Raw genomic sequence first — 18,789 nt, 5'->3', positions numbered from 1 at the left:
ATGAAACAAATCTACCTTATTTTAGCACTTGTATTTTCATTAAGTGTTTCGGCTCAAATTCCTGCAGGTTATTATAACTCTGCTACAGGAACTGGGTTTACCTTAAAAACTCAATTAAGAGATATTATAGCCAATGGCCATATATCTCGCACGTACAACCAGTTATACGATGGTGCAGGAATTTCTAATTCTCAAGGTTACGTAGATACGCATTCTGATGTTAATGTAACTGGAGGAACTAATTACGAAAACGATGGAACTGTCTTAGATTTTTATTCTGAAAACCCAACAGGTCCAGACCCATATAACTTTACACATAATGTGGATAATGGAGGAAATCAAAACTCTGAAGGAGATTGCTATAATAGAGAGCATTTAATCCCACAATCTTCTTTCAACAGTGGTTACCCTATGCAAAGTGATATTCACCACGTAATTCCAACAGATTGTCGCGTAAATAATTATAGAAGTAATTTTGCCTTTGGAAATGTAGGTACTGCCACTCGAACATCGCTAAACGGATCTAAAGTTGGAAGTAGTTCTATGCCTGGATATTCTGGAACTGTATTTGAACCTATAGACGAGTTTAAAGGGGATATAGCAAGAGCAGTCCTGTATTTTGCAACACGTTACGAAAACACGATTAATGGATACACTAGTTTCGATATGTTTAATGGTACTAATAATCAAGTATTTTACCCTTGGGCAATAGATGTACTTCTAGATTGGCATTATAATGTAGATCCTGTAGATCAAAGAGAAAGAGAAAGAAATAAAGCTGCATACAACTTTCAAGGAAATGCAAATCCATTTGTAGATCATCCAGAATATGCAAACATGATCTGGAACCCGAATCCAGATACTGAAGCGCCGACAGCTCCAACAAATTTAACTGCTTCCAATCCAACAGACAATTCTGTATATTTAAATTGGACAGCTTCTACAGATAATATTGCTGTAACTTCCTATGATGTTTATGTAGATGGTACCAATACCTTTAACACAAATAACACAAGTTTTACTGCAACCGGCTTAAATGCTTCTACAGAATATTGTTTTACTATTAAAGCGAAAGATGCTGCTGGAAACCAATCAGATTTTAGTAATCAAGCTTGCGAAACTACTACCAATAATGGTACTGGTACAGATTGTTTAGTCGAAACTTTTGAAAACATCCCTGCAAACTCAGGTTCCTATGCAGACAGATCTTGGACTGGCGACGATGGTGGAGCATGGACTGCAACTAAAGCAAGAACTGATGAAACTATTGTAGGTAAAGCTATAACTATTGATGTTAGAAATAATAATGGAGGTTCATTAACTTCCCCAACTGTAAACGGAGGTATTAATGAACTTACAGTTACAACTCAAAGAAAATATGGCGGTTCAAATGGTAATTTAGACTTATTTGTTAATGGTGTTTTAAAAGGTTCAATTCCTTACGATACGAATCCTATAACAACAACAATTTCAGGAATTAATGTTGAAGGAAATATAACGGTTGTTATATCTGGAGTTAATGGTGACCGTGTTGCAATTGACAATTTATCATGGAATTGCTCTACTATTGGCGTCGAAGATTTCACTTTAAATGGTTTGTCCATTCATCCAAATCCAGTTGATAATGTTTTACATATTCAATTTAAGGATTCGAAAGAAACTCAAGTTGACATATTTGATATTCTAGGTAAAAAAGTTTTCACAAGAACACTACAGCAATCCCAAAGTATTCAGCTTGACAATTTAAAGTCTGGTATTTATATCATGAAGTTGACTCAGGGCAATACAAGCATAACCAAGAAATTAATAAAACAATAAATAAGAAAGCGACTTTAACGAGTCGCTTTTTTTATGTTTGATATCAGGCATAGCTCTCTGTAAATTTTCAACAAGTTATATAGTAATTATTACGCTGAAAAAAGGTAAATTTGCATTTTTAAAACACAACTCTAATTCATACATAATGATTCATTTCTTCGGAAACCAAAACAGTAAAATATTTGCTGTTCAAGCAACAAAAGAATTATCAATAGAAACCACTTCTAAATTGGTTTGGTTATTTGGCAACCAGCCAAAAATAGAACAAGCATCTTTGGATGCTTTTTTTGTTGGACCAAGAGCTGCCATGATTACGCCTTGGAGCACCAATGCCATGGAAATTACTCAAAATATGGGAATTGAAGGCATTATCCGTATCGAAGAATTTCAAATGGTTCCTGAAGGTTTTAAGGATTTCGATCCGATGATTTCAGAAAAATACAAGGGCTTGAACCAAGCATCTTTTGATGTAAATATCCAACCTGAAGCCATTCTTAATATTGAAGATATTTCGGCATACAACCAACAAGAAGGATTGGCCTTAAACGATGAAGAAATTGAATACTTAGAAGGTGTTTCAAAAAAAATTGCAAGACCTTTAACCGATTCGGAAGTATTTGGATTTTCGCAAGTCAATTCCGAGCACTGTCGCCATAAAATATTTAATGGTACCTTCGTTATAGATGGTGAAGAAAAACCAAGTTCACTTTTCAAATTAATAAAAGAAACATCCAAACAGCATCCAAACGATATTGTTTCGGCATATAAAGATAATGTGGCTTTTGTAAAAGGCCCAAGAGTAGAACAATTTGCTCCAAAAACAGCTGATAAACCAGATTTCTACCAAATAAAAGATTTCGATTCTGTTATTTCCTTAAAAGCAGAAACGCATAATTTCCCAACAACAGTTGAACCTTTTAATGGTGCTGCAACTGGTTCTGGAGGAGAAATTAGAGATAGATTGGCTGGCGGAAAAGGTTCGCTCCCATTAGCAGGAACTGCAGTTTATATGACCGCATATTCCAGATTGGAAGAAAACCGTCCATGGGAACAAAAAATGGATGCCCGTCCTTGGTTATACCAAACTCCGATGGACATTTTAATAAAAGCCAGTAATGGCGCTTCAGATTTTGGAAATAAATTTGGACAACCTTTAATAAGTGGTTCTGTTTTAACTTTTGAACATGACGAAAGTGATAATACTGTTTTAGATGGGGAAACAAGATCCAATAGAAAATTAGGTTACGACAAAGTTATCATGCAAGCTGGAGGTATTGGTTATGGAAAAGCCGATCAAGCCATAAAAGACAAACCAAAAGTGGGTGATAAAATCGTGATTCTTGGTGGAGAAAACTATAGAATTGGTATGGGTGGCGCCGCTGTTTCATCTGCCGATACGGGTGAATTCTCATCAGGTATTGAATTAAATGCCGTACAACGTTCCAACCCAGAAATGCAAAAACGCGCCGCAAATGCAGTTCGTGGCATGGTGGAAAGTGAAGAAAATTATATAGTTTCCATTCACGATCACGGTGCTGGTGGACATTTAAATTGTTTATCAGAATTGGTTGAGGAAACTGGAGGCCACATCGATTTGGATAAATTACCAATTGGTGATCCAACCCTTTCAGCTAAAGAAATTATTGGAAACGAATCTCAAGAACGTATGGGATTGGTTATTTCAGAAAAACATATAGAAACCCTACAAAAAATTGCCGATCGCGAACGTTCACCTATGTACACCGTGGGTGTCGTTACCGATAACGACAGATTTACTTTCGAATCTAAAACTACAGGTGAGAAACCTATGGATTTTGCATTGGAAGATATGTTTGGAAGTTCTCCAAAAACCATTATGACTGACAAAACTATTGACAGAAATTATGGAGGCATTTCATATGATACAAAAAGATTTCACGACTATTTAGATCAAGTTCTACAATTAGAAGCTGTTGCTTGTAAAGATTGGTTAACAAATAAAGTAGATCGTTGTGTTGGTGGAAAAGTGGCCAAGCAACAATGTACAGGCCCTTTGCAATTACCTCTAAATAATGTAGGTGTTATGGCATTGGATTATAAGGGAAAAGAAGGAGTTGCAACCTCTATTGGTCACGCGCCAATTTCGGGATTAATTAGTCCTTCGGCAGGAAGTAGAAATGCCATTACCGAAGCCTTGACCAACATGGTTTGGGCGCCGTTAAAAAATGGTTTACACAGTGTTTCCCTATCTGCAAACTGGATGTGGCCATGTAAAAACGAAGGTGAAGATGCCAGACTTTACGAGGCAGTAGAAGCAGTTTCAAAGTTCGCAATCGATTTAGGTATTAATGTACCAACTGGAAAGGATTCGCTTTCTATGAAGCAGAAATATCCGAACGAAGAAGTTATTTCCCCAGGAACGGTTATTATTTCGGCTGCAGGAAATTGCAACGATATTACCAAGGTGGTAGAACCTGTTTTTAAAAGAAAAGGTGGAGATATCTATTATATAAATATTTCTCAAGATGAATTTCATTTAGGTGGAAGTTCTTTTGCTCAAATAATGAACAAAGTAGGAAATACAACACCTAATGTACAAAGTGCCGCCTATGTGAAAGTGGTTTTCAATACCATGCAATCTTTAATAAAAGATGAAAAAATTCTTGCTGGACACGATGTCGCATCTGGTGGATTAATCACAACTTTACTGGAAATGTGTTTTGCAGATAATAATCTAGGTGCAGAACTGGATATAACAGAGTTAAACCAGAAAGATTCCTTTAAAGTTTTATTTGCTGAAAACTCCGGAATTGTATTTCAAGCAAAAGACTCTTCAGTAGAAGAAGTTTTGAAAAATGCCGATATTGAATTTTTCAAGATAGGAAAAGTTCAAGAAAGTGATGTATTAAGCATCATTAACGATCAACACGTTTTCCTTCTAACCGTTTCAAGATTACGCGACGTTTGGTATAAAACCTCCTTCCTACTCGACCAAAAACAAACAGCAAATGGTTTAGCAAAAGATCGATTTGATAATTATAAAAATCAACCATTACACTATAAATTCCCAGAGAATTTCACTGGAAAATTAGAAGATATCGAGCGTATGGACAACTCGCGAGCAGACAAGTCGCGACTTGTCCCTACTATCGCACGACCAAAAGCAGCAATATTACGTGAAAAAGGTTCTAATTCCGAACGCGAAATGGCAAACGCCATGTATTTAGCAGGTTTTGACGTAAAAGATGTCCACATGACCGACCTAATTTCTGGCCGTGAAACTCTCGAGGACATTCAATTTATTGGAACTGTTGGTGGATTTTCAAACTCCGATGTTTTAGGCTCTGCCAAAGGCTGGGCCGGCGCGTTTTTATACAACGAAAAAGCAAATACAGCTTTAAAGAATTTCTTTAAAAGAGACGACACCTTATCCGTTGGTATTTGTAATGGTGCGCAACTTTGGATGGAATTGGAATTGGTAAATCCAGATCATAAAACCCATGGAAAATTAACTTATAACAATTCGAAAAAACACGAAAGCGGGTTTACTTCAGTTAAAATTCAGGAAAATAACTCTGTAATGTTATCAAGTTTAGCCGGAAGCACTTTAGGCGTTTGGATTTCTCATGGAGAAGGCAAGTTTAAATTACCACTTTCGGAAGAAAATTATAACATTGTGGCCAAATATGGATATGAAGAATATCCAGCATGTCCGAATGGCTCCGATTATAACACAGCCATGATGTGCGATAAAACCGGAAGACATTTAGTAACTATGCCACATATAGAGCGCTCAACCTTCCCGTGGAACTGGGCCAACTATCCAGCAGGCAGAAAAGATGAAGTATCGCCTTGGTTGGAAGCTTTTAAAAATGCTAAAAAGTGGATTGAAAATAAAAAATAACACCCTTAACCATTTACAAATCAAGGAGCTTAAATATTTTAAGCTCCTTTTCTTATGCGGTCATTTGAATATCATATTTATTTTCATAATTTGCAAGACTTCAAACATCCTAACAAATGACTAAAATTACCAGACTTTTTGATTTTCCATATCACCAGTTGGAAAATTATAACTTAGATAAGGCTCTAACATCAAAATACAATGGTGAGTGGATATCCATTTCAACTCAAGAATATATCGATCAAGCCAATGCTATTAGTCGCGGTTTACTTCGTTTAGGTGTAAAACCAAACGATAAAATTGCGGTCATTTCTACTACCAATAGAACCGAATGGAATGTTTTGGATATAGGTATCCTACAAACAGGAGCTCAAAATGTGCCTATTTATCCAACCATTTCGAAAGAAGACTACGATTATATTCTAAATCATTCAGAAGCAACCTATTGTTTTGTTTCAGATACTGAAATTTTAGAAAAATTAAATTTTATTAAAGGAAACACCAAATTAAAGGCCATTTATACCTTTGATGATGTTTTAAATGAAAAAAGTTGGAAAGAAATTCTAGAATTAGGAAAAGACAACAGCAATCAGAATGAAGTGGAAGCTAGAAAAGCGGCTGTAACATCAGAAGATTTAGCAACCTTAATCTATACTTCGGGCACTACAGGAAGACCAAAAGGGGTTATGTTAACCCATAATAATATTGTATCAAACGTGTTGGATAGCGAAAAACGCGTTCCATTTGACTATGGCCATTCCAAAGCATTAAGCTTCCTTCCGGTCTGTCATGTTTTTGAACGTATGATTCTTTATCTATACCAATATTGCGGTGTGGAAATTTACTTTGCCGAATCTATTGAAAAAATGGGCGACAATCTTAAAGAGATCCAACCCCATGTTATGACTGCCGTTCCACGATTATATGAAAAAGTATTTGATAAAATTGTAGCTAAAGGTGGTGAGCTTACTGGTATTAAAAAAGCACTTTTCTTTTGGGCTGTAAATTTAGGTTTAAAATACGAACCTTATGGCGCTAATGGTTGGTGGTACGAAACGCAGCTTAAACTAGCAAGGAAACTTATTTTTAGCAAGTGGAAAGAAGGTTTAGGTGGAAAATTAGACTTAATGGTATCTGGAAGCGCAGCTTTACAACCACGACTTACCAGGGTTTTTGCTGCAGCCGAAATGCCTATTATGGAAGGCTACGGACTAACAGAAACCTCCCCAGTTATTTCGGTTAACGATCAAAGAGATGGTGGTTTTAGAGTTGGAACCGTGGGTAAGGTTTTAGATAATATAGATGTTAAAATAGCCGCCGATGGAGAAATCTTGGTTAAAGGCCCTAACATTATGAAAGGCTATTATAAAGAACCTGAAAAAACCGCCGAAGTTATGACGGACTCTTATTTCCATACCGGAGATATTGGCGAAATTGACAGTGATGGTTTCTTAAAAATAACCGATAGAAAAAAGGAAATATTTAAAACTTCTGGCGGAAAATATGTTGCTCCTGCCATCTTGGAAAATAAATTTAAACAATCGCCTTTTATAGAACAAATTATGGTTATTGGAGAAGGCGAAAAAATGCCTGCTGCCCTAATTCAGGTCAATTACGAATTTGTTGAAGAATGGGGAAAAAGACGTGATATTACATTCAAGTCGAAAGAAGAAATCGCATCCAGTCAGATCCTTAGGGATAGAATTCAAGAAGAAGTAGATGAAGTCAATGAAAAATTCGGTCATTGGGAACAAGTTAAAAAATTCGAAATCACCCCCGATGTTTGGAGCATTGAAGCAGGCCACCTGACTCCCACCATGAAAATGAAACGTAAGGTCATTAAAGAAATATACAAAGACCTAATAGAAAAAATATATCGCCCATAAACCTCAAACTCCTTATTTTACTAAGGAGTTTTTTTTTCGACATTTCTACAATTTATTTTTTCAATTTGTTATGCGTGCATAACAAATTTTTCATTATCTTTGAGTTTCATAAGATAAAGAATGAAAGAAAAAACCATTGATTATGTTCTAAGGACCACTTGGTTAGCAGTACAAAAAATGTATAATGAGGAGGCTGTTAAATTTGAAAGCACAATGGCAACTGGTTTTACCTTACTAAGTATTGATCCAGAAGAAGGAACTCCTTCAACCTCGCTTGGACCAAAAATGGGCATGGAAGCTACCAGTCTTTCTAGGATTTTAAAAACAATGGAAACTCGAGGTTTAATTGAAAGAAAACCAAATCCAGAAGATGGTCGAGGTGTTTTAATTCATCTAACCGATTTTGGAAAAGAGAAAAGAGAATATTCCAGAGATCGTGTTTTAAAATTTAATGAGGCCATTAGAAAGAATATCCCTTTAGATAAATTAATGACGTTTTATGAAGTAGCAGATACCATCAACGATTTAATTTCAAATAAAAAAATCTATACCAACGAAGTAAACATTACAAAATATTAATACTTAAATCATTTAGAACAAAATGAGTACAAGACGTATAAAAAAAATAGCAATTATTGGTTCTGGAATTATGGGATCTGGTATTGCATGTCATTTTGCCAATATTGGCGTAGATGTGCTATTATTGGATATAGTACCAAGAGAACCTAACGATGCCGAAAAAGCTAAAGGCCTAACTTTAGAAGACAAAGCTGTTAGAAATAGAATTGTAAACGATTCATTAACGGCTTCCTTAAAATCTAAACCCTCTCCTATTTATCATCCTTCTTTTGCCAGTAGAATTACAACTGGAAATTTAGAAGATGATATCGCTAAGGTAAAAGATGTCGATTGGATTATGGAAGTGGTTGTAGAACGTCTAGATATTAAAAAACAAGTCTTCGAAAAACTTGAAAAATACAGAACTCCAGGCACTTTAATTACCTCTAATACTTCAGGAATTCCTATTCATTTTATGAGTGAAGGGCGAAGTGAAGATTTTCAAAAACATTTTTGTGGCACGCACTTTTTTAATCCAGCGCGTTACTTAAAATTATTCGAAATTATTCCTGGTCCAAAAACATCTAAGGATGTATTGGATTTCTTAAATGAATATGGTGAAAAATTCTTAGGTAAAACTTCGGTAATTGCTAAAGATACACCTGCATTTATAGGAAACAGAATTGGAATTTTCGGAATTCAGAGCTTATTCCATCAAGTAAAAGAAATGGATTTAACGGTAGAAGAAGTCGATAAGTTAACTGGTCCAGTAATTGGCAGACCAAAATCTGCGACTTTCAGAACTGTGGATGTGGTTGGTTTAGATACTTTGGTTCACGTCTCCAACGGCATTTATGAAAACTGTCCAAACGATGAAGCTCATGAACTTTTTAAACTTCCTGCCTTCATCAATACCATGATGGAAAACAAATGGTTTGGAAGCAAAACTGAACAAGGTTTTTATAAAAAAGAAGGTAAAGACATTAAAACATTAGATTTAAATACTCTTGAATATAGAGAGAGAAAATCGGCAAGATTTGCCACTTTGGAATTAACAAAAACCGTTGATAAAGTCATTGATCGTTTTCCAATTTTAATATCAGGAAAAGATAAAGCGGGCGAATTCTACAGAAAGAATTTTGCAGCCATGTTTGCATACGTTTCAAACAGAGTTCCAGAAATTACAGATGAGTTTTATAAAATAGACGATGCCATGAAAGCTGGATTTGGTTGGGAACATGGACCTTTCCAGATTTGGGACGCCATTGGTGTTGAAAAAGGGATCGAATTAATGAAAGCTGAAGGTTTAGAACCAAATGCTTGGGTTAACGAGATGTTGGCTTCAGGAAATAAATCATTCTATTCAATTAAAAATGGAGCGACTTATTTCTATAACATTCCATCTAAGTCTCAAGAAAAAATTCCTGGACAAGATGCCTTCATCATATTAGATAATATTAGAAAAACTAAAGAAGTCTTTAAAAACTCTGGAGTTGTAATCGAAGATTTAGGAGATGGTATTTTAAACTGCGAATTTCAATCTAAAATGAACACTATTGGTGGCGATGTTCTAGCTGGCCTAAACAAAGCTATCGATTTAGCCGAAAAAGATTTCGCCGGATTGGTTGTTGGAAATCAAGCTGCAAACTTTTCAGTTGGAGCCAATATTGGAATGATTTTCATGATGGCCGCCGAACAAGAATATGATGAGCTTAATATGGCCATTAAATATTTCCAAGACACGATGATGCGCATGCGCTATTCGTCAATCCCAACCGTTGCTGCACCTCATGGTATGTCGCTTGGTGGTGGATGTGAACTTTCAATGCACTCAGATATGGTGGTAGCTGCTGCAGAAACTTACATCGGACTTGTAGAGTTTGGTGTTGGTGTAATTCCTGGTGGTGGAGGTTCTAAAGAGATGGCTTTAAGAGCTTCAGACTCCTTTAGTAAAGGTGATGTAGAATTAAATATACTCCAAGAGTATTTCCTAACTATTGCCATGGCAAAAGTAGCAACATCTGCATACGAAGCTTTCGATTTAGGAATCCTTCAAAAAGGAAAAGATGTGGTTGTAGTTAATAAAGACAGACAAATTGCAACTGCAAAAGCATATGCAAAAATAATGGCCGATGCTGGTTATACACAACCTGTAAAGCGTCAAGATGTTAAAGTACTTGGTAAACAAGCCTTAGGAATGTTCTTAGTTGGAACAGATTCCATGCAAGACAGCAATTACATTAGCGAACATGATAAGAAAATAGCAAACAAATTAGCTCATGTTATGGCTGGAGGCGATTTATCTGAACCAACATTGGTAAGTGAGCAATATTTATTAGATCTAGAGCGCGAAGCATTCTTATCACTTTGTACCGAAAGAAAAACCTTGGAAAGAATTCAGCACATGTTGAAAACAGGAAAACCACTTAGAAATTAGTTGCGAAAAGCACTAAATATGTAGTACAAAGAATTAAGTACAAGGACTATTAATAAATATAATTGGAGTTTTATAATTTTAAAAATGAACTTGTTAAATCTTAATACTAACTATTTAATATTAGAAATCATGCACAGATTTGAAGAACTGAAAATATGGCAGAAAGCAATGGATATTACAGAAAATTGCTACAGAGCAACTGAAAACTTTCCTAGAGAGGAAAAATACGGATTGACATCTCAACTTAGAAGAAGTGCTATCTCCATTCCTTCAAATATTGCTGAAGGTGCTGGACGAAATACAAATGGCGAATTCAAGCAATTTTTAGGGATTGTAAACGGTTCTTCATTTTGAATTATTAACTCAACTCCATTTATCTAAAAGATTAAATTTAATAACAGAAGAAAAATCAAGACCAATTATTAGTTAAATTTTTGAAGTTATCAAAATGAACTATTCTCTTCAAAAATCACTTAAAAAGTCTTAATACTTGATACTAAAATCTTAATACTATTATGAGCAAACAAGCTTACATTGTAAAAGCATACAGAACAGCCGTTGGGAAAGCTCCTAAAGGCGTGTTCCGTTTTAAAAGAACCGATGAGTTGGCAGCAGAAACCATCAAATACATGATGAAAGAATTGCCAGGTCTAGACCCAAAACGCATCGACGACGTTATGGTTGGTAACGCTATGCCGGAAGGTTCACAAGGACTAAACATGGCACGTTTAATTTCCTTGATGGGATTGGATATTGTAGATGTTCCAGGAGTAACCGTAAATAGGTTTTGCTCTTCTGGAATTGAAACCATAGCTATGGCTTCGGCAAAAATCCAATCAGGAATGGCCGATTGTATAATTGCAGGTGGTGCAGAAAGCATGAGCTCTGTTCCAATGTCAGGTTATAAACCAGAATTAAATTACGATTTAATAAACGCTGGACACGAAAACTATTATTGGGGAATGGGAAATACAGCTGAAGCGGTTGCAAATCAGTTCAACGTATCTCGTGAAGACCAAGATGAGTTTGCTTACCATTCTCATATGAAAGCCTTAAAAGCACAAGCTGAAAATAGGTTTCAAGATCAAATAGTTCCTATTGATGTGGAACAAACTTATATAGATGAAAATGGTAAAAAAGCAACCAAAACTTACACAGTAACCAAAGACGAAGGTCCAAGAAAAGGAACTAGTATTGAGGTTTTAGCAAAATTACGACCTGTATTTGCTGCTAATGGAAGTGTTACAGCTGGAAACTCATCACAAATGAGTGATGGTGCAGCCTTTGTTATGGTAATGAGCGAAAAAATGGTTAAAGAATTAGGTTTAGAACCTATTGCTCGATTAGTAAATTATGCGGCAGCAGGAGTTGAACCTCGAATTATGGGAATTGGACCTGTAAAAGCCATTCCAAAAGCTTTAAAACAAGCAGGATTAAAGCAAGATGATTTATCGCTAATTGAATTAAACGAAGCCTTTGCTTCTCAGTCCTTAGCAGTTATTCGCGAATTAAACTTAAACCCAGACATTATTAATGTAAATGGAGGAGCTATTGCTTTAGGACATCCACTAGGATGTACAGGAGCCAAACTTTCAGTTCAGTTATTCGATGAAATGCGCAAAAGAAATATGGTAGGGAAATATGGTGCAGTAACTATGTGTGTAGGAACTGGCCAAGGTGCTTGTGGAATATTTGAATTTTTAAAATAGAAATAAGACTATAGAATATAGACAAAAGAAAAAAGACTCATGTGTGCTAGGAAAAGACAGAATTATAAGAACCTGAAAATTTGGAAACTTGGATTAGAGATTACCAATGATATTTCATACTTATTATTAGAATTCCCAAAATATGAGAGATTTGATCTTAGTTCACAAATTAGTAGATGCTCAATTTCAATGCCTAGTAATATTGCCGAAGGATCTGCTAGAACAGATAAATCTTTCAGTCATTTTCTAGATATTTCTTTAGTATCTTCTTTTGAATTGAGCACACAGCTTTTAGTAGCAAAACATAGAAATTATATAAACGTAAACAATCTAAAAATACTTGAAGAAAAGATAGAAGAATTCCAACGAATGACAATGGGATTTCAAAATGGACTCGATTAGGTCTATTTTCTATTTTCTTTCTTCTTTAATCTAATAAAAAGAATGGAAACAAAAGAAAAAGAGTTACTAAGAGGCGGTCAATTCTTAGTTAAAGAAACAAAATGTGAAGATGTTTTTACTCCTGAAGATTTTTCAGAAGAGCAAAAAATGATGAAGGAATCGGTTATGGAATTTAATGACCGAGAAATTATCCCATACAAATCTCGTTTTGAAGCTAAAGACTATGCGTTGACAGAAAGTGTTATGAAAAAGGCTGGTGATATGGGCTTTTTAAGTGTTGCTGTTCCAGAAGCTTATGGAGGAATGGGAATGGGATTTGTATCTACAGTTTTAACTTGCGATTATATTTCTAGTGGAACTGGCTCTTTTAGTACGGCTTTTGGTGCGCATACTGGAATTGGAACCATGCCAATTACACTTTATGGAACCGAAGAACAAAAACAAAAATACGTTCCTAAATTAGCTTCCGGAGAGTGGTTTGGTGCTTACTGTTTAACAGAACCAGGTGCTGGATCGGATGCAAATTCTGGAAAAACAACTGCTACCCTTTCTGCTGATGGGAAATCTTATAAAATAAACGGACAAAAAATGTGGATTTCAAACGCAGGTTTTTGTCGTTTAATGATTGTTTTTGCACGTATTGAAGATGATAAAAATATTACAGGTTTTATAGTTGAATACGATAAAGACAATCCAAACGGAATTACTTTAGGTGAAGAAGAACACAAATTAGGTATTCGTGCCTCTTCTACCCGCCAAGTATTCTTTAGCGATACGGTTGTTCCTGTAGAAAATATGTTGGCTGGTCGTGGTGAAGGTTTTAAAATTGCCATGAATGCACTTAATGTTGGTCGTATTAAACTAGCTGCTGCTTGTTTAGATTCGCAAAGACGAATATTAACGCATGCTGTTGTGTATGCTAATGAACGCAAACAATTTAACACACCAATTGCAGATTTTGGAGCTATTAAATACAAATTAGCTGAAATGGCAGCAAGTGCTTATGCCGGAGAATCGGCTACATATAGAGCTGCTAAAAACATTGAAGATAGAATTGCTATGCGTCAAACTGCTGGAAACACGCATCAAGAATCAGAATTGAAAGGTGTTGAGGAATATGCTATTGAATGTTCTATTTTAAAAGTAGCTGTTTCTGAAGATGTTCAGAATGCGGCAGACGAAGGTATCCAAATTTTTGGTGGAATGGGATTCTCTGAAGAAACCCCTATGGAAGCTGCGTGGAGAGATGCTAGAATTGCCCGTATATATGAAGGTACCAACGAAATTAACCGCATGCTTTCAGTAGGAATGCTTGTTAAAAAAGCGATGAAAGGTCATGTAGATTTATTAGGTCCAGCTTCGAAAGTACAAGAAGAACTTATGGGAATACCTTCTTTTGACACCCCTGATTATTCTGAGTTATTTTCAGAAGAAAAAGAAATGATTGCTAAATTGAAAAAAGTATTCTTGATGGTTGCTGGCTCTGCCGTTCAAAAATTCGGTCCTGATTTAGAAGAGCATCAACAATTATTGATTGCTGCATCAGATATATTGATTGAAATTTATATGGCTGAATCTGCTATTCTTAGAGCAGAGAAAAACGCGAAACGTTTTGGCGAAGACAAACAAGCCATACAAATTAAAATGGCAAAATTATACTTGTACAATGCCGTTTCCATAGTTGAGAAAAACGGAAAAGAAAGTATCATCTCTTTTGCTGAAGGCGATGAGCAACGTATGTTATTAATGGGATTAAAGCGTTTTGTGAAATATGCAAACTATCCGGATATTGTAGATTTACGTTTAGCTATTGCTGAAAAAGTGAAAGCTGAGAATAAATATTGTTTTTAAATTAAGTTTGGTTAGAAGTAAAAAAGTCGTTTTTAATTAAACGGCTTTTTTTTTGTTTAACCCTTAAATGGTTAAATAAAAACCTCCATTTGATTATGATATAATTAACATTGTAAACGCAGTATTCAATCTTAATTGATTATTATTTTCAGTAATTTTACTCAAAATTAATATCGATGAGAATTTTAGCTTTAGGCCTATTTTTTATTTTTGGATTTCACATTAATAGCTATTCACAAGAATTATTTCAAGAAAAACCCCTTTTCACACATCAAAATACCTTAAGAGGAAGCATTACTCCAGAACGTGAATGGTGGGACTTGACTTATTATCATTTGGATATAAAAATAAATCCTGAAAAGGAATCAATTTCCGGAAAAAACACCATTCAATATACAGTTTTAAAGCCTTATATGGTTATGCAAGTAGATTTGCAAGAACCTTTAAAAATCACCAAGGTCATTCAAAATGAGAAAGAGTTGCATGTTAGACAGGATGGAAATGCACATTTTATTACTTTGGTCGATGAACAAGAAAAAGGCACCATTCAAATTGTTGATGTTTACTACGAAGGCATCCCGCAGGTAGCCAAACGCGCTCCGTGGGATGGTGGTTTTACTTGGGCAGAAGACAAAAACGGTATTCCATTTATAGCTACTTCTTGTCAAGGTTTGGGCGCTAGTGTCTGGTGGCCAAACAAAGACCATATGTACGACGAGGTGGATAGCATGCTAATAAGTGTAAACGTTCCTAAAAACTTAATAAATGTTTCAAACGGACGTTTAAGAAGTACAGAAAGACAGGGCGATGATACGGTTACTACTCATTGGTTTGTAAGCAACCCGATAAACAATTATGGCGTAAATGTAAACCTTGGAGACTATGTTCATTTCTCTGAAGTTTATGAAGGTGAAAAAGGTCCATTAACTATGGATTATTATGTACTGCGCGATAATTTGGTAAGAGCAAAAAACCATTTTAAAGAAGCTCCAAGAATGATGAAAGCTTTCGAGCATTGGTTTGGACCCTATCCGTTTTACGAAGATGGATATAAACTTGTTGAAGTTCCTTATTTAGGTATGGAACATCAAAGCTCCGTAACTTATGGAAACCAGTTTAAAAACGGGTATTTGGGAAGAGATGTTTCTGGAAGTGGTTGGGGATTGAAATTCGATTTCATCATCATTCACGAATCTGCACACGAGTGGTTTGCTAATAACATCACCTATAGGGACATGGCTGATATGTGGATTCATGAAGGCTTCACTTCATATTCAGAAAACTTATTTGTGGATTATTATTTTGGAAAGGAAGCGGCTTCCGAATATGTTATTGGCGTAAGAAAAAATATTGTAAATGACATTCCAATTATTGGTCCATACAATGTAAACAAAGAAGGTTCTGGAGATATGTATTACAAAGGCGCTAATATGTTGCATACCTTAAGACAGATGGTTAATGATGACGAAAAATGGCGTGATATTTTACGTGGATTAAATAAAACATTTTATCACCAAACGGTTACCACCGAACAAATTGAAAATTACATAAGCGAACAATCTGGGATGAATTTAACCGCTTTCTTCAATCAGTATTTAAGAGATATTAGAATTCCAACCCTTGAATATACTATTGAAGACAATGAGTTAAAATATCGTTGGATCAATATTGTAGAAAATTTCGACATGCCCCTTAAAATTAGTATCGACGACCAAGAACAATGGATTTACCCAAATGCTAAATGGAAAATGATAGCTACTGAAGGTAAAAGCTTAAATGTTGATCCAAATTTTTATGTAGAAAGTACGCTCCTAGAAGAATAAACATTTTATTCTATCCGCTTCAATCCCTCTAAATCATTAACTTTAATCTTTTTCCCTGAAGTTGAAATTAGACCTTCTTTTTTAAATTGAGATAAAACTCTAATGGCAGATTCTGTAGCTGTTCCAACCACACTTGCATAATCTTCTCTAGAAAGAATAACCGTTGAGAATCCGTCTTTATCCACGCCAAAGCTAGTGTGGATATAAATAAGCGCTTCGGCTAAACGTTGTTTCACGGATTTTTGAGCCATGTTAACAATTACATTATCCGACTCTTTTAAATCGTGAGCCATTTGCTTAAGCATGTCCATGGAAAAATCGGAATTGTTTTTTAGGTTTGAGAAAATCTCTTCTTTTGGAATAAAGCACACTTCCATATTATTTAAGGCTACAGCACTTAAATTTACAGCTTCGTTAACAATTAGGGAACGTTGTCCAAGTAAATCGCCTTTCACGACCAATTTTACAATTTGATCTTTTCCGTTAGCACTCAATTTGGTGAGTTTACAAATTCCATCTTTTACGCAATAGACCCCGTGCAAGGTTTCGCCTTCCTCAAAAATAGTTTCTCCCTTTTTTATAAATTTAGTTGTTTTACATCCAGAAATATTTAATATCTCCTCTCTTGACAACGATTTCAAAGAATTAAACTGCCTCACTATACACTGTTCACACTTACTCATACCTAACTTTTAAACTTTTGTAAAATTAATCAAAACATGACAAATATCATATCAAAATTCTTAGTATCTTTTCAACTTTGCACCGGGTTTAAAAGAGCAAATTAATTATTATGGATCATGACTTATGTTTCCACTGTGGGGATACTTGTGGGACCAATACAATTACCTTTCAAGAGAAATCTTTCTGTTGTAATGGCTGTAAAACCGTTTTCGAAATTTTCTCTGAAAACGATTTAACTTGTTACTACGATTTACAAAATTCGCCGGGTGCTATTCCGAAGGAAATCCAAGGAAAATACGATTTTTTAGATCAACAAAAAATCATAGATAAATTGCTCGAGTTTAGCGATGGCAACACACAAGTTGTTACACTTTACATCCCTCATATACATTGTAGCTCTTGTATTTGGATCTTAGAAAACCTCAATAAATTAAATCTAGGCATCTCTTCTTCACAAGTTAATTTTGGAAAGAAAAATGTTCGGATAAGTTTTAATTCCACACGTTGTACTTTAAAGGATGTGGTGCTTTTAGTTAGCTCCATTGGGTATGAACCATATATAAGTTTAGACGATTTTAAAGCTGGTAAAGACAATATAAACAGATCGTTAATTTACAAATTAGGAGTTGCAGGTTTTGCTTTTGGCAACGTCATGTTTTTATCGTTTCCAGAATATTTCGATGTAGGAGAGTTTTGGTTAGAACGATATAAACACGTGTTTCGTTGGGTGATGTTTGCTTTTTCTGTGCCCGTAATTTTTTATTCGGCTCAAGATTATTTTATTTCAGCCTACAAAGGACTTCGGTCCAAAATTTTAAACATCGATGTTCCTATCGCTTTAGGAGCTGCTGTTTTATTTATTAGAAGTACCATTGAAATTATGTTCGATTATGGTTCGGGCTTTTTCGACAGTTTAACCGGATTGATCTTTTTCTTGTTATTAGGACGATTCTTTCAGCAAAAAACCTACTCATTTTTATCTTTTGAACGCGATTACAAATCGTATTTCCCAATTGCTGTTACCAAAATCTCTTTGGATGGAAAAGAAACCCCGATTCAGGTATACGATATTGAAAAAGGTAATCGCCTTTTAATTAGAAATGAAGAATTAATTCCTGTAGACGGCATTTTAATTAATGGCAATGCTTCTATCGATTATAGTTTTGTAACGGGCGAATCTGAAACGGTTTCAAAACAATCAGGCGACAAACTTTTTGCAGGTGGGAAACAAACTTCTGGCGTGATAGAAATGGAGGTTTTAAAATCGGTAGAACAAAGTTATCTCACACAACTTTGGAGCAACGATGTGTTTAATAAAAATAAACAGGATAGTTTTACAACCTTAACAAACACCATTAGCAAAAGATTTACAATTGCTGTGTTAAGCATTGCTTTTGTTTCTACAGCCTATTGGCTGGCCGTAGATTCTTCTAAAGCCATCAATGTTTTTACAGCTGTTTTAATAATTGCCTGTCCTTGTGCTATTGCTCTTTCTGCACCATTTACATTAGGAAACATGTTACGTATTTATGGTAAATTGAAGTTTTATGTGAAAAACGCATCGGTTGTTGAACAATTAGCCGAAATAGACACCATCATTTTCGATAAAACAGGAACTATAACTACCAATCAAAAAAGTCATGCTACATATCAAGGTGATACTTTGTCAACTAAGGAAGAAATGCTCTTGAAGAATACGCTTCGTGGTTCAAATCACCCATTAAGCAGATCTTTATAT

General features: G+C 35.2%; 12 protein-coding genes. 11 read left to right on the top strand and 1 reads right to left on the bottom strand.

Annotation, left to right across the window (positions count from 1 at the left end):
* The 10 genes from VKY47_RS12280 to VKY47_RS12235 all read left to right on the top strand — a co-directional run bounded on the left by VKY47_RS12280 (window position 1) and on the right by VKY47_RS12235 (window position 16,367).
* Entirely contained in the window at window positions 1-1,818 is a 1,818-nt protein-coding gene (locus VKY47_RS12280; protein WP_324313107.1) for an endonuclease, read from the top strand.
* A gap of 145 nt (window positions 1,819-1,963) precedes the next feature.
* Window positions 1,964-5,701, top strand: coding sequence for a phosphoribosylformylglycinamidine synthase (gene purL, locus VKY47_RS12275; protein ID WP_324313106.1), 3,738 nt, complete (start codon window positions 1,964-1,966; stop codon window positions 5,699-5,701).
* Between the two features lie 116 nt (window positions 5,702-5,817).
* Entirely contained in the window at window positions 5,818-7,587 is a 1,770-nt protein-coding gene (locus tag VKY47_RS12270) for an AMP-dependent synthetase/ligase (protein ID WP_324313105.1), read from the top strand.
* Window positions 7,588-7,707: 120 nt separating this feature from the next.
* Window positions 7,708-8,166, top strand: a complete 459-nt coding sequence (locus VKY47_RS12265; protein ID WP_324313104.1) for a MarR family winged helix-turn-helix transcriptional regulator — start codon at window positions 7,708-7,710, stop codon at window positions 8,164-8,166.
* Window positions 8,167-8,188: 22 nt separating this feature from the next.
* Window positions 8,189-10,582, top strand: coding sequence for a 3-hydroxyacyl-CoA dehydrogenase/enoyl-CoA hydratase family protein (locus VKY47_RS12260; RefSeq protein WP_324313103.1), 2,394 nt, complete (start codon window positions 8,189-8,191; stop codon window positions 10,580-10,582).
* A gap of 84 nt (window positions 10,583-10,666) precedes the next feature.
* Entirely contained in the window at window positions 10,667-10,936 is a 270-nt protein-coding gene (locus VKY47_RS12255) for a four helix bundle protein (protein ID WP_324313102.1), read from the top strand.
* 161 nt (window positions 10,937-11,097) lie between these two features.
* Window positions 11,098-12,291, top strand: a complete 1,194-nt coding sequence (locus tag VKY47_RS12250; protein WP_324313101.1) for an acetyl-CoA C-acyltransferase — start codon at window positions 11,098-11,100, stop codon at window positions 12,289-12,291.
* A 39-nt stretch (window positions 12,292-12,330) separates the two neighbouring features.
* The gene (locus VKY47_RS12245; RefSeq protein ID WP_324313100.1) at window positions 12,331-12,693 is read left to right on the top strand and encodes a four helix bundle protein; all 363 of its coding nucleotides are present in this window, start codon (window positions 12,331-12,333) and stop codon (window positions 12,691-12,693) included.
* Window positions 12,694-12,735: 42 nt separating this feature from the next.
* Window positions 12,736-14,544, top strand: coding sequence for an acyl-CoA dehydrogenase family protein (locus VKY47_RS12240; protein ID WP_324313099.1), 1,809 nt, complete (start codon window positions 12,736-12,738; stop codon window positions 14,542-14,544).
* Between the two features lie 176 nt (window positions 14,545-14,720).
* The gene (locus VKY47_RS12235; RefSeq protein ID WP_324313098.1) at window positions 14,721-16,367 is read left to right on the top strand and encodes a M1 family metallopeptidase; all 1,647 of its coding nucleotides are present in this window, start codon (window positions 14,721-14,723) and stop codon (window positions 16,365-16,367) included.
* Window positions 16,368-16,372: 5 nt separating this feature from the next.
* Here VKY47_RS12235 and VKY47_RS12230 read toward each other — a convergent pair whose 3' ends face one another.
* Window positions 16,373-17,050 carry a Crp/Fnr family transcriptional regulator gene (locus VKY47_RS12230; RefSeq protein WP_324313097.1) on the bottom strand — a complete coding sequence of 226 codons (678 nt, stop codon included), beginning with the start codon at window positions 17,048-17,050 and terminating at the stop codon, window positions 16,373-16,375.
* 110 nt (window positions 17,051-17,160) lie between these two features.
* Between VKY47_RS12230 and VKY47_RS12225 the strand changes: the two genes are divergently transcribed.
* On the top strand, window positions 17,161-18,789 hold a 1,629-nt coding region (locus tag VKY47_RS12225; protein WP_324313096.1), incomplete at its 3' end, for a heavy metal translocating P-type ATPase.

Source organism: Xanthomarina sp. (assembly GCF_035306705.1).
In the GTDB taxonomy this organism is placed as follows: Bacteria; Bacteroidota; Bacteroidia; order Flavobacteriales; family Flavobacteriaceae; genus Xanthomarina.
Note: the sequence above shows the minus strand (reverse complement) of the source record. Positions and strands in the feature narration are given on the sequence as shown.